At 70.6% G+C, this 12,610-nt stretch carries 14 protein-coding genes and 1 pseudogene; 5 read left to right on the forward strand and 10 right to left on the reverse strand.

The genetic code is table 11. The annotated features are described in order from the left end of the window. From ACVV2G_RS10545 to ACVV2G_RS10590, 10 genes and pseudogenes are all read right to left on the reverse strand, one after another. The coding region (locus ACVV2G_RS10545; protein ID WP_453842377.1) for a hypothetical protein at positions 1–180 on the reverse strand (180 nt) is incomplete at its 3' end. Between the two features lie 283 nt (positions 181–463). Then, positions 464–745 carry a hypothetical protein gene (locus tag ACVV2G_RS10550; RefSeq protein WP_453842378.1) on the reverse strand — a complete coding sequence of 94 codons (282 nt, stop codon included), beginning with the start codon at positions 743–745 and terminating at the stop codon, positions 464–466. 289 nt (positions 746–1,034) lie between these two features. Continuing rightward, on the reverse strand, positions 1,035–1,286 hold the full coding sequence (locus tag ACVV2G_RS10555) for a hypothetical protein (protein WP_453842379.1): 252 nt from the start codon (positions 1,284–1,286) through the stop codon (positions 1,035–1,037). A 272-nt stretch (positions 1,287–1,558) separates the two neighbouring features. Continuing rightward, positions 1,559–1,732, reverse strand: a complete 174-nt coding sequence (locus ACVV2G_RS10560) for a hypothetical protein (RefSeq protein WP_453842380.1) — start codon at positions 1,730–1,732, stop codon at positions 1,559–1,561. A 214-nt stretch (positions 1,733–1,946) separates the two neighbouring features. Continuing rightward, positions 1,947–2,450, reverse strand: a complete 504-nt coding sequence (locus tag ACVV2G_RS10565; RefSeq protein ID WP_453842381.1) for a DUF5949 family protein — start codon at positions 2,448–2,450, stop codon at positions 1,947–1,949. 249 nt (positions 2,451–2,699) lie between these two features. Next, positions 2,700–3,566, reverse strand: coding sequence for a tyrosinase family protein (locus ACVV2G_RS10570; protein WP_453842382.1), 867 nt, complete (start codon positions 3,564–3,566; stop codon positions 2,700–2,702). Beyond that, positions 3,550–3,993, reverse strand: coding sequence for a tyrosinase family oxidase copper chaperone (locus tag ACVV2G_RS10575; protein WP_453842616.1), 444 nt, complete (start codon positions 3,991–3,993; stop codon positions 3,550–3,552). Before ACVV2G_RS10575 ends, ACVV2G_RS10570 begins: the two co-directional genes overlap by 17 nt. A 121-nt stretch (positions 3,994–4,114) precedes the next feature. Next, positions 4,115–4,447: pseudogene (locus tag ACVV2G_RS10580) on the reverse strand (DDE-type integrase/transposase/recombinase); the annotation flags it as partial. A 213-nt stretch (positions 4,448–4,660) separates the two neighbouring features. After that, a complete protein-coding gene (locus ACVV2G_RS10585; RefSeq protein WP_453842383.1) occupies positions 4,661–5,326 on the reverse strand; it encodes a hypothetical protein in 666 nt (221 codons plus the stop codon). Between the two features lie 323 nt (positions 5,327–5,649). Beyond that, positions 5,650–5,892 carry a chaplin gene (locus tag ACVV2G_RS10590; protein WP_453842384.1) on the reverse strand — a complete coding sequence of 81 codons (243 nt, stop codon included), beginning with the start codon at positions 5,890–5,892 and terminating at the stop codon, positions 5,650–5,652. Positions 5,893–6,152: 260 nt separating this feature from the next. Here ACVV2G_RS10590 and ACVV2G_RS10595 point away from each other — a divergent pair, with 260 nt between their 5' ends. Genes ACVV2G_RS10595 through ACVV2G_RS10615 form a run of 5 tightly spaced genes read left to right on the forward strand, consistent with a single transcriptional unit; the run spans position 6,153 to position 12,609 of the window. Next, on the forward strand, positions 6,153–7,319 hold the full coding sequence (locus ACVV2G_RS10595) for a glycosyltransferase (protein ID WP_453842385.1): 1,167 nt from the start codon (positions 6,153–6,155) through the stop codon (positions 7,317–7,319). After that, on the forward strand, positions 7,316–8,746 hold the full coding sequence (locus tag ACVV2G_RS10600; protein WP_453842386.1) for an exopolysaccharide biosynthesis polyprenyl glycosylphosphotransferase: 1,431 nt from the start codon (positions 7,316–7,318) through the stop codon (positions 8,744–8,746). The genes ACVV2G_RS10595 and ACVV2G_RS10600 overlap by 4 nt, the downstream gene beginning before the upstream one ends. Positions 8,747–8,751: 5 nt before the next feature. Next, positions 8,752–10,053, forward strand: coding sequence for an O-antigen ligase family protein (locus tag ACVV2G_RS10605; protein ID WP_453842617.1), 1,302 nt, complete (start codon positions 8,752–8,754; stop codon positions 10,051–10,053). Between the two features lie 41 nt (positions 10,054–10,094). Beyond that, positions 10,095–11,858: a lipid II flippase MurJ gene (locus ACVV2G_RS10610; RefSeq protein WP_453842618.1), complete on the forward strand. Its 1,764-nt coding sequence runs from the start codon at positions 10,095–10,097 to the stop codon at positions 11,856–11,858. Then, positions 11,806–12,609: a polysaccharide deacetylase family protein gene (locus tag ACVV2G_RS10615; RefSeq protein WP_453842387.1), complete on the forward strand. Its 804-nt coding sequence runs from the start codon at positions 11,806–11,808 to the stop codon at positions 12,607–12,609. The genes ACVV2G_RS10610 and ACVV2G_RS10615 overlap by 53 nt, the downstream gene beginning before the upstream one ends. Position 12,610: the final 1 nt, after the last annotated feature.

Here is a 12,610-nt window from a genome sequence, read left to right on the forward strand (position 1 = left end):
GTCCAGAACCTCGATGGTGAGGACGTCGATGTCCTGGATGGTGGGGCAGATGTCGCGGATGATCTCGATGTTCTGCGAGTAGTGACCGTGCACCTCTTCGTCGGCCACGGCCGGCGAGACCGCCGCGCCGGTAGCAGCCAGCGTCAGCATCGAACCGGCGAGGACCTTCTTGGCGTTCATTCGTGTTGCCTTCCTTGTGCGTGATAGCCGCGGCACGTAGTGGTGAGTGCCGACAGCCTACTAACCGACTTCATACCCCTGAGGTTCCGCGCCCGGACCCTGATTCATCCACTTGCAGCAACGGTTGACCGGAGAGCACGGGAGGCAACCCAGAAGAAAAGCCCCGGACCGTGCGGTTGGTCGCACAGTCCGGGGCTTGTTCCCCCTCGTCGAGCACGGCACTCTCGGAACACCGCACGACGAAAGATAATTCGCCGGACACCTAAGGCGCGGTGTCCACGTTTTAGTTGAGGACCTGGCCGAGGATCGGCAGGGCGGGGGCGGACGAGCTGTCGGTCACCTTCGAGTTCTCGCGGATCTCGTTGCACTGGAACGTACGGGCTTCGTCCAGAACCTCGATGGTGAGGACGTCGATGTCCTGGATGGTGGGGCAGATGTCGCGGATGATCTCGATGTTCTGCGAGTAGTGACCGTGCACCTCTTCGTCGGCCACGGCCGGCGAGACCGCCGCGCCGGTAGCAGCCAGCGTCAGCATCGAACCGGCGAGGACCTTCTTGGCGTTCATTCGTGTTGCCTTCCTTGTGCTTGATACCGCGACACCTCGTGGTGAGTGCCGACAGCCCACTAACCGACTGCACACTCCCGAAGTTCCGTATCTCTGCTCTGATTCATCCGCTTGCAGCAACGGGCGATCCGGCGAGCGCGGTTATCCGATCGGATGAGCATAGGCATTTCCGGTTGAACCGGCCACAGCAGCGAGGCCCCGGTACCGTGCGGCTGTTCGCACGGTACCGGGGCCTGTCTTCCCGCTGCGGGAGGAGGTGCGCAGGAAGTCGGTGAGCGGCACCCGAGAGCTAGTCGACGACACGCCCCAGAAGAGGCAGGGAGGGAGCAGAGGAGTCGTCGGTCACCTTGGAGTTCTCGCGGATCTCGTTGCACTGGAACGCACGGGAATCGTCCAGAACCTCGATGGTGAGGACGTCGATGTCCTGGATAGTGGGGCAGATGTCACGGATGATCTCGACACTCTGCGAGTAGTGACCGCGCACTTCCTCGTCGGCCATGGCCGGCGTGACGCCGACCCCGGTGACGGTCAAGGTCAGCATGGACCCCGCAACGACCTTCTTCACATCCATGGTGTTTACCTTCCTCGCGTATGGCGGCATCTTCCGATGAAGACTGCAGCACTCTCACTAACTGATTCCCCATGCGGACGTTTCCCTCGACGCCCGGCAATCACCCGAACACCGGAATTATGCGACTTATCGATCAAGGTGGCCCAACGAGCGGGCGGACCGCCCCCGCCGACGCTCTACTGCGCGCGGTCAGGAACGGCCCGCTCGAAAGAACTACAATGTGCACGGCCGAGCACGGCCGGTCACGCCAGATGTGCCACCCTTCCCACTTCCGGGAGTACTGTCTGGGCGCTTTTTCCGCCGACATCCGCCACCAGGCTCGCCGGCTTCTGCGCCGCCCCCTCGACCCTGTCGGTCAGGCCGACGGGGGAAACAGCCGAAATACTTTCCAGGGTGGAGGCGTCGGCGACGTCCACAGCTTGGGCGGCGCCTGCACCCCCCGACACCAGAGCAGCCACTGACATAAGACCTGCGGTAAGGGATCGTCGCATGAGGTTCCTCGAAGTACTATCTTCTCGGCCCGCACCAGGACGGACGGGCCTGGGCTCGGTGCCCATTTCCTGTCTCATCCGGCAACGAGAAAATCCAGGTTCGGTCACTCAGCCATTCGCCCTCGGCGAAACAGCGGTCTCAGCGACGCAGACGGGTGACCGGGACCAGGCAGTGGGTACTGGTCGACCGGAGCTCGTCCTCGGTGAGAAAGCCGCGCAGTTGCTCAGGGCTCAGAGATTGCCCGGGAGCGGCGTGCGGCCACGGGCCGGTCAAACAGATGAGATGTACCTTGCCGTTCTTGTGAGCGGCGTCCTGCCAATGCGGTGGCACAGGACACTGCACTCGGAGAAACGGCATGGTGAGCACAGCCTGTTCGGCCTCCACCAGCAAGGTAATGGCGGCTTTGCCTCCAGGAGGCAGTTCGACCGGCTGCCCGGTCACCGGCAGGCCGATCTTTTCCAGGTGGGCGCGCATCACCTTTTCGCCGGCCTCGGGTCCCTCGGCGCCGTCACCGAGCGAGTACACCGTGAGAAACGGCAGCCGCGGGGTGTTGGTGGAAGGAACGCTGGACCAGGGTACGACGGTGAGAGTCCCCAGAAGGGAGCCTTCTGGCTTCGCTGGTGCGGTGGTCGGAGAAGTCATGGTGCGGGACACTAGTGGCGGTTGGTGGTCCTGGCTGCGTTGTTCCACCCATTCGGCCCTCGGGCATGCTCCGCGTTCACCTTTCCGTGTCACACGCGACCGGTCGACCTGTCGGTCACGTCCCCGGGTGGTGAGGCCAGGCCGACCGGCATGACCGGGGACGCACAGTGGTCCGCTCCCTGGAAGCGGGGTGTCAGCGGGTGCCGCACACCCTCCGCTGGGGCTTTCCTCGGTTCGGTTCCGCGTATGTCACGCGTATCGGTAGATCCGGCTGTGGTCCTCCAGTTCGTCCGGTGTCACGTCCCACGGTGGCAACCTCTCGTACCGGGCGACGACTCTCCCGTACTGGGCGCTGTCCCGGCCGGGCGGCTCGGCGGGCAGGTAACGGGCGTTTGGGTGCCGACGCTGCCAGCGCGACCATTGCAGATCGAGGAAGGCGTGCACCAGCCAGAAGACCGGGTCGTTGACGGAGGCGCCTCCTGTCATGGCGCCGCCGACCCAGCGGTGCACCCGGTTGTGGTTGCGCCAGGAGGCACTGCCGCGTCCGGGCCCCCATCCCTCCAGCTTGTTGCGGAATCCTCTCTCCGCCGTCGAGTCCCAGGGTGAGGCGTCGTAGACGGGATCCTCCAGGGCGCTGTCCAGATCCTGCCGGGTCGGCAACCGGATCGGGTCACGGGGACGGCCGAGATCCCTGGTGAGGAAATCGGTATCGGTCACGTTCTCCATGAGGGTCCAGTTACCCTCCGCGTGGGCGAACGGGCCGGTTGTCACCCGCAGGTCGGAGCGTCGACCGCTGCCGCCGAGCAGGTCTGCGGTCCAGGGCGCGGAGGTGGTGGAGCGGTCCTTCGTCCAGTCCCAGTACGGCACGGACACCGACGGGTCCACCCGACGCAGCGCCCGCTCCAGTTCCAGCACGAACTGCCGGTGCCAGGGCAGGAAGGACGGCGCCATGTGGGCCGTACGCAGCCCCTCCTCGCCGTCCGGGATGTAGTACTCGATGTGAGTGCGAACGAACTCGTCGTACTCGCCCCGGCGTTTCAGTTCCAGCAGCGCCTTGACGAACCTTCGCCGCTCGGCGTGGGTGAGGGCGCTGACGTCCTTACGCGTGTACGCCATGGCGTCCACCTGGATGTGTGTGGCTGCCGTGGGCCGTGGTCGCACGCAAGTGCTGTCCGGCCCCCAGTTCGTCGATGGCCGCGCGGGCCGCCTCGAGCGGGGAAGGGTACGACCGGTAGTGGTCGACCGTGCTCAGCCAGGTGCCGTCGGCGCGGCGCATCAGGTGCAGCGGCCGACCGTCGACGGTGACGTGCCAGCCGCCGTCCGGGGCCGCCGCGCCCTGGACTCGGCGCCCGCGGTAGTGCCCGTCGAAGACGCCTCCTCGCGGCGAGGAAGCGACGGTCACTGAGGTGAGCGGCAGGGCGAGGGAGGGGGCGAGCAGCCCTCGCACCACGTCCCGCCGGGCGACGGACACGGATCCGCCCCGAGCCGGACCCGTCCCGTCCCGGTCCGTTTGTACCGGTGTGCCACCTGCGCTGACGACCATGTCCGACTCCTTGTCCGGTGCGGTTGTGTCCATAGCGGTAACCGTCCGGGAGCGGTCGGAGGTACAGAACTCACCCGAGTGCCGCAAAAGCACGAGTGGTAAGGCTGGGAGACAGGTCGACCAGAACGTTTCTCCAGGCCAGGCCCTTGCGGTAGGCCCAGGCGTTGTCGGACAGGACGCGTTCGATGCGGGTGATGCCCTGGGAGTGGAAGAACACGGCCGCGCGGGCGACGAAGCCCGGGCAGGTCGCGGCCTTCTCGTCCGAGTGGATTTCGCTGTAGGCGCGGCGGGAGTAGTCGTCGACGGCGGAGTGGACGTAGTCGAAGCCCATGCCGCTGCGGGTGGCCCGGCCGGCCTGACGGCTCAAGGTCTTGTGGCCGCCGCCGTCGGGGATCCGACCGAGCTTCTTCACGTCCACGTGCACGAGTTCGCCGGGGCGGTCGCGTTCGTAACGGTCAAGACCCGCGAGTGTCAACAACGCTCGTGATCAACACACCTAGAAGACCGACTGCGGGTCTGCCGGAGCAGATCCATTCCCCGCCGGAGAGAAGGTCCTCGGCCCCCGGCTTGACCATCCTGCGCACATGAGACGTGCGCCGGGAGGTCGTGCAAGGGCCGTCGCGCCTGCTCGATGCCGACGCGACAACCGGAAGGTGGCGTGTCGGCGTCAGGCAGGGTCCGCCACCGACGAAGCGGGCAGCTTGCCATCGGCAAGCGTGGCGGTGACGGCGTTGACGAGGCTCTGCACCACGGCGGAGACGGCCGAGCCGGTCTGCTCGACCATGCCGGAGATGCTGGCCTTGACCAGAGCATCGATCGCCACCTGGATCTCGGCCACCATGGTGGCGGTGACATCGGCGGCCGCCGGGTCGTCCGACACGGGAGTGACTCCCGCGGGCAAGGTGGTCGCGGGCACGGTGCCGTTCGGCGCCGTCACCTCCGGGACGGTGGTGTCCGGCGTGGTGCCGGCCGACTCGTTCACCAAGTCCTCGTCGTCGACGTCCTCGTCGATGTCGTCCTCGTCATCGACGTCGTCCTCATCGTCGGCGTCGGCGTCGGCGTCGGCGTCCGGATCGGTCGTGGCAGGGATGCCGGTCAACCCGGCCTTCGCAAGAGCTTCTTCGATGGCGGCGGTGAGCTGGTCCGCCTCCTGGGGTGCGAGTCTGCCGTCTTCCTTCTGGATCACGGTGCCGAGCAGTTCGGTGATCGGCAGGAGATAGCCGCCCATGGTGCTCAGGATGTCAACTTGGGCGGTCAGTTCGTCGGCGTCCGGGACGGGCGCGTGAGCTGCCGTGTGGGTGCGCTCCCGGGCCGCGTCGCCGTCGGCCGCCATCGCCGTCGGCCCGGTGATCCCGAGCAGGAGGGTGGCACAGAGTACGGAGGTGGCGGTTCGCCGTGCGGGCAGACGCATGAGGGTCCTTTCGGTGGTGCATGGGGTCTTGTGCCCACCGTGGGATCCGCACTCGCGCTCCGCAACCGAACCGTGCCGGACAGTGAGGAAGGCTTCCCTGTACCGACGGTGTCATCGCTGGTGAAACGGTCGTCAAGCGCTACCGGCCCACTCGTCGCCCACACCCCCGTTCAGAGCAGCGCCGTACCGCGCCCGACCGTCCCACTCCGCGAGGACGGCCGCCTCGTGCGAGGAATGAGCCAGCATCAGCCGTTTCCACACTCGTTGCCGAACGCCGGGTTCAGCAGGCCGATGACGTTGATGGTGTTGCCGCAGACGTTGGCCGGAACGTGGACCGGGGCCTGCAGCGTGTTGCCCGACAGCCCGCCACCGGAGTCGGCGGCGACCGCCCGGGTGCCGGCGTCGCGGGCGGTGGCGATGCCGGTGGCACCCGTCACCGTGACGGCGACGACGGAGGTCATGACCAGGCTCTTCGCGGCACGCGGCATGGGGAGGTGCTCCTCAGGGTTGACACGAACATCCGGACGGGTGCCCGTGCACTGTGAACGCGAGCCGCGTGCGCGGGTTCTGCGCCGACGGAGCGAACCCCAAAATCACTTGTTTTGACCCATCCGACACACTAATCCCTTTCCCGACATTAGTCACTTTTGCGGTTAGGGTTCCGGTCAGTCAACACACATTTCGTGCCACCGCAGTGCGGCGCGTTCCCGCCCGTTCTGAGCACTATCCGTGAGCGAGGAAGCCGCGCATGCGCTCGTCAACCACAGACCCTCAGCTTCGGGTCCTCCATGTCACCCAGCCGGGGGACGGTGGAGTCGCCCAGGTGGTGTCCGACCTGACGCGGGCACAGCTCGCCGCCGGGCTGCACGTCGCGGTCGCCTGCCCGGACAGCGCACTGGCCACCGCGCTCCGTTCGCTGGGTGCCGACGTACGGCTGTGGCGAGCCACGCGCTCGCCCGGGCCGTCGCTCGGCGCGGAGGTGCGGCGGCTCGGACGCGTCGTGGCTGATGTACGGCCTGATCTGGTGCACATGCACAGCGCCAAGGCCGGGCTCGCCGGGCGGCTGGCCGTCCGAGGGCGTGTTCCCACCGTGTTCCAGCCGCACGCCTGGTCGTTCGAAGCCGTCGGGGGCACGACCGCGGCCCTCGCGCGGGCCTGGGAACGGCGGGGAGCGCGGTGGGCGGCGCGGGTGGTGTGCGTGAGTGAAGCCGAGCGCCGCACCGGGGTGCGGGCCGGTATCCGCGGCCGGTGGGCGGTGATTCCGAACGGCGTCGACCCGGACCGGTTCCGTCCCGCCGCGCGTCCTGCGACCGCGGCAGGTACACGGTCACCGCTCGTGGTCTGCGTCGGGCGGCTGTGCCGGCAGAAGGGGCAGGACGTTCTGCTGGCGGCCTGGGGGCGGGTCCTCGAGCGGGTGCCGGGGGCTCGGCTGGTCCTGGTCGGTGACGGGCCGGACCGGGAGCGACTGCGGGCACTCGCGCCTCAATCCGTACGGTTGACGGGGTTGGTCGCGGACCCCGTCCCCTGGTATCGGGCCGCCGATCTGGTCGTCCTGCCGTCGCGCTGGGAAGGCATGGCGCTCGCGCCACTGGAGGCGATGGCCTGCGGCCGCCCGGTGGTGGTGACGGATGTGGACGGCGCTCGTGAGGCCCTGCCACCGGCACTCGTGCCGCGCTGCCTGGTGCCGGCGGGGGATCCGGGGGCGCTGGCCGAAGCCGTCGCCGGCCTGCTACTCGACCCGCCGCTGCGGGCGTCGCTGGCGCGCCAGGCGCTGGCGTACGTCCGGACCGTGCGAGACGTACGGCTGACGGCCGAGGCCGTCTCGGCGTTGTACCGCCATCTCCTTGGCGGCGGACCGGACGCCACGGGGCGGTCCGCCGCGTTCACCGAGTACAGGGAGTCCATCCACTCATGACTGCGGAAAGCACCGTACCCAACCCCGCCAGGCAGCCCCACTCCCTCGGGCGCCCCCCGGTCTCGGTCCTGCCGCCGCGCGCCGCGGCAGGACCGCCGTTCCCCACCGGGCCCGCGGCCGTGCGGTCCGACTCCGCGCTGCCGCTGCTCGTGGCGGACGGTGCCGCCGCCCTGCCGGCCGCTCTGGCGCTGCCCGCCGTGCCGCACCGGCCGCTCTTCGCTGCCCTGCTGATGGCCGTCTCGCTGCTGCTGGCCCCGCGCCATGTGCGGTGGATGCCGACCGTGCTGGAAGAGCTGCCCGCCGTGTGCAGCCGGATCGCCGTGGCCTGGCTGGCGCTGGCGGCACTGGCGGCGGCCTGTGACCCACGGTACGTGCTGCCGGCGTCGACCCTGCTCGCGGGCTTCGCGCTGCAGGCGGCGGTGGGCTGCGCAGGCCGCGGCACCGTGCACTGGCGGCGCCGTGCGGCGCTGGTGAGCCGCCCGCACTCCGCCCTCGTTGTCGGGCCGTCCTCGACCGCGCGGCGCGTGGCCGCCGCCGTGCTGCGCCACCCTCGTTGTGGGCTGCGGCCGGTGGGGATCGTGGCCGACGACACGGACGGTACGGAGCCACTGCCGGTACTGACCACGGACGTGGAGGTACGGCGGGCCGTCGTTCAGAACGGCGTCCGGGACGTGCTGGCCGTGCACCCTTCCGTACGCGAGCGGCACGCGCCGTTGCTGCGGGCTTTGGCCGAGTCGGGCTGCGCGGTCTGGGAGATGGACGTCGACTCCCCTTCGTGGCCGGGAAGGCATCCGGATCGGGATCGGTTCGCCGGGTTCTACGGCCGGCGGCTGGCGCCGGGCGCGAGCCGGCCCGGCGCGGGCAAGCGAGTGCTGGACGTGGTGGTGTCGGGAATGTTGCTACTGCTGTTCAGTCCACTGCTGCTGGCCTGCGGGGTGGCGCTACGGGTCAGCGACGGGCCGGGAATCGTCTTCCGCCAGGAGCGCATCGGGGAGGGCGGGAGGCCGTTCACGATGCTGAAGTTCCGCACCCACCGCCCGGCCGATGCCCACGAGTCGGCGACCCGGTGGAGCGTGGCGGACGAGCGTCGGATGACCTGGCTCTGCCGCTTGCTGCGCCGCACCTCGCTGGACGAGCTGCCCCAGCTGTGGAATGTCTTCCGAGGGGACATGAGCCTGGTGGGGCCGCGCCCCGAACGACCCTACTTCGTGGCGAAGTTCACCCAGGTCCATCCCGGTTACGCCGCCCGTCACCGGGTGCCGGCCGGGGTCACCGGGCTGGCGCAGATCCATGGGCTGCGCGGGGACACCTCCATCGAGGACCGGGCCCGCTTCGACAACGTCTACATCGACACCTGGTCGCTGTGGCAGGACGTGTGCATCCTGCTGCGGACCGCCGCTACGCTCGTACGTCCCACGGGGAGCTGACCGTGGTGAGCCACGCTCTGCGCCTGTCCCCGCCGTGCGTCCGGACGTTGCCCCCCGTGCTGCCGGTGGTCGGTGTGGTCGCCCTGCTCGCCGTGCCGCGTCCCCCGGGCGGCGACGGCGGCGTGCACCCGGCGGACGCGGTGTCGGGGGTCCTGGTGCTGTGGTGCGCGGTGCGTCTGGTGCGGGAGCGGCGGCGCCCGCTCTCCCGGCGGGCGGCGCTGCTGCTGGGGCTGCCGGTGCTGGGGCTGGCGGTCGCCGCCATGGGGGCATCGTCGGCGGGAGTAGGGCTCACCGGCTTCGCCCGCTACCTCCAGGTCTTCGTCCTCCTCCCGGCCGCCGTACTGCTGCTGGTGCGCGACCGGCGGGACGTACGGCTGCTGGCCTGGTCGCTGATCGGACTGGCGCTGTGGCAGGGAGCGGTCGGTGTTCACCAGTACGCCACCGGGACGGGGGCGTCCTACCGGGGTGAACCGGTGCGGGCGGTGGGCACGTTCGGCCCGCAGGACGTGATGGGAATGGCGACCGTCGTCTCCCTGGGACTGGTGTGCGCCACCGGACTCGCCCTGGGGTCGGTGTCCCCCCGGCAGCGGGCCGTCTCGGCCGGGTGCGCGGTGGCTCTGGTGGTGCCGCTGGCACTGTCCTTCAGCCGGGGGGCGTGGATCGCCACGGCGGTCGCGTGCGTGGCTCTGCTGTCGCTCGCCGGGGTGCGGCGGGCGCTGGCAGTGGGGTCGGCCGTGGTCACAGTGGGCGTGGTCCTGATGGGCGGGCTGGGGCTGGGCACGACGATGCTCCAGGAACGTGTCGACAGCATCACACGGGTCGCCGACACCCCCGATCAGTCCGTGACCGACCGCTACACGATGTGGGCGGCGGCGGCCGGCATGTGGCGCGAGAAGCCGCTGACCGGCGTTGGTCTGAAGGGTTTTCCTGGACATCGGGACGCACACGCGTCGCTGGCGCTGTCCTCGGGCAGCGACACGGAGGGAGCGGGCGCGGCGTTCCGCCGACAGCCGCTGCTGTCGCCGCACAACATGTACCTGCTCGTCCTCGCTGAACAAGGGCTGCTCGGGCTGCTCGCCCTCGTGGGGAGCTGGCTGGCGCTGCTGGTGTGCGGGATGCGGCGGCTGCGGCCGCTCCCGGCCCGCCCCGAGAGCGGACTGATCGCGTGCGGGTTGCTGGTGTGGCAGCTGACTGACTTCGCGTACGCCGACATCGGCGGGCCCTCGACCGTGCTGACGGCGGTGTGCTTCGGGCTCGCCGCCCGCTGGGCGGTCGGCACCGGTGACGAGGAGGTCGCGACCCGGTGACGGCCGCACCTTCCCCGGCCGGCCCGGCGGCGGCCCCCGCGGTGGGGGACGGCGGGCCCAGGGCTGTCGGACACGCCGGGCCGGCGGTTGGACGGGGCGGGCGGGACACCGAGGCCGTTGCCGAGCCTGGCGGGCCTGCCGGGCCGGTGGCCGAAACCGTCGCCAAGCCCGGCAGACCCACCGAACCGGTGGACGAAACCGTCGGTGAATCCGGCGGACATGCCGGAGTGTCGCGAGGGCTGGCCCGGGCAGCGCTGATCACCGCCGCGTTGTCCGTGGCCGCGTCGGTGCTGGGGCTGGTGCGGGATCAGGCGCTGGCCGGGCTGTTCGGGGCGGGCAGCAGGACGGACGCGTTCCTGGTGGCGTGGACGGTGCCGGAGTTCGCGGCGACACTGCTCATCGAGGACGGACTGGCGTTCGCGTTGGTTCCGATGTTCAGCCTGGCCCTGGCCCGCCGCGCGCGGGGCACCGCAGGCGACCCGGTCCGCGCCCTGGTCGCCGCCACCCTGCCCAGGCTGGCGCTCGGATTCGCCGCGGTCGCCGCGCTGACCGCGCTGACCGCCCCGTACTTGGTCCGGGTGCTGGCGCCCGGGCTGGCCGACCGGGCGCTCGCCGTGGACTGCACGCGGCTCACGGCCACCTGTGTCCTGAGCTTCGGGCTCGCCGGGTACGCCAGCGCGGCCCTGCGCGCCCATGGCCGCTACCTGGCGCCGGCGGCGATCTACGTGGCTTACAACACCGGCATCATCACCACGGTGTTCCTGCTCGGTGACGACTGGGGAGTGCGCTCGGCGGCAGCCGGGGTCGCGGTGGGCGGTGCTCTGATGGTGGCGGCCCAGCTTCCCTCACTGCTGGGGCAGATGCGGCGGGGACGGGCGCATCGGGCGAGGACAGTGGCCGACGAGGTGCGTCCGCTGGCTCTCGCCCTGCTCACCACCGTCCTGCTGTTCGCGCTGTGCCGGCAGGCACAGGTCCTCATCGAACGGTTCCTCGCCTCCGCCCTGCCCGCCGGCGCCATCTCACACCTGAACTACGCACAGAAGATCGCCCAGATCCCGATGACGCTGTCGCTGATGCTGTGCACAGTTACCTTCCCGGTGGTGGCACGGGCTCTGGCCGACGGCGACATCGAGCGGGCCCGCTCCCGGGTGGAGCGGGACCTGGCTCTCGCCGCGTTCCTGGTGCTGCTGGGCGCGGCCACGGTCGTCGCCTGCGCGCCGCAGCTCGTAGGGCTCCTCTTCCAGCGCGGCGCGTTCACGGCGGCGGACACGGCGGCCACCGCGGGGGTGATGCGCGTCTACGCCCTGGGACTGCTCGCCCAGACCGTCGTGGGCGCGCTGGCCCGCATGTATTTCTCGGCGGGCCGCGCCAGTTGGTACCCCCTGGCCGCGATGGCCGCCGGTGTCACCGCGACCGCCGTCATCGGCGCCTGTGCCGTGGGCCCCTGGGGCGTGCGGGGCATCGCCGCCGCCAATGCCGCCGGCATCACCCTCACGGCGGCGCTACTGCTCGCCGGAACGGGCCCGCGCAGTGTCCCGGTGCGCACCGGCCGCGTCCTGGCCGGGCTCGGCCGGGCCCTGGCCGCGGCGGCGGTGGCGGCAGTGGCGGGCGCGGTGGTCGCCGGTCGGTGCGCCGCCCCCGCCACCGGCCTGGCCGCCGGTGCCGCGACGGTCGCCGTCGTCTTCGTCCTTGGCGTCCCGTGGGCCGACGCGGCCCCGGGTCTCCTCCGCTCCGTCTCACGAAGGATCCCTCATGGCCGCTTCCGCAGCTACCGCAGATTCCTCCGGCTTCGCCCGCCCCGTTGACGTCCGGGCGGGCGCCCGCCCCCACGCCGGTGCCCGCCCGCCCCGCGTCCCGTGGATCGCGATGTACCACTCCGTCGGGGACCGCTTCGACGACCCTTACCGCGTCACGGTCACACCCGGCCGACTGGACACGCAGCTCGGCTGGCTCCGGCGACGCGGGCTGCGCGGAGTGTCCGTGGCCGAGCTGCTGGCCGCGCGGGCGCGTGGCGAGGGCCGGCGCCTGGTCGGGGTGACCTTCGACGACGGATACGCCGACTTCGTCACGCACGCCCTGCCGCTGCTGCGCAAGTGGAACTGCGGGGCGACCCTGTTCGTGTTGCCGGGCCGGCTCGGGGCCGACAACGCCTGGGACCGGCTGGGTCCGCGCAAGCCGCTGCTCACCGCGGACGGTATCCGGCACGCCGCCGCGGAAGGCGTGGAGATCGGCTCCCACGGGCTGACCCACGTCGACCTGACCGAAGCCGACGATGCCGCACTGCGGGCGGAGGTCTCCGGGAGCAGAGCCCGCCTCACGGAGCTGACGGGCGCTCCCGTGGCCGGGTTCTGCTACCCGTACGGCACGGTCGACCGGCGCGTCGCCGACGCAGTGCGGCAGGCCGGATACGGCTACGGCTGCGCCATCAACCCCGGTGCGCTGACCGGTCCGTACGCCCTGCCCCGGGTCCATGTCGGGGAGAGCGACACGGCGGCACGGCTGCTAATGAAAACAGGACTGCACCGCTGGCGCCGGCGGGCGTCCCAGGGGGTGTGAG

The organism is Streptomyces sp. JK94, from assembly GCF_053613315.1.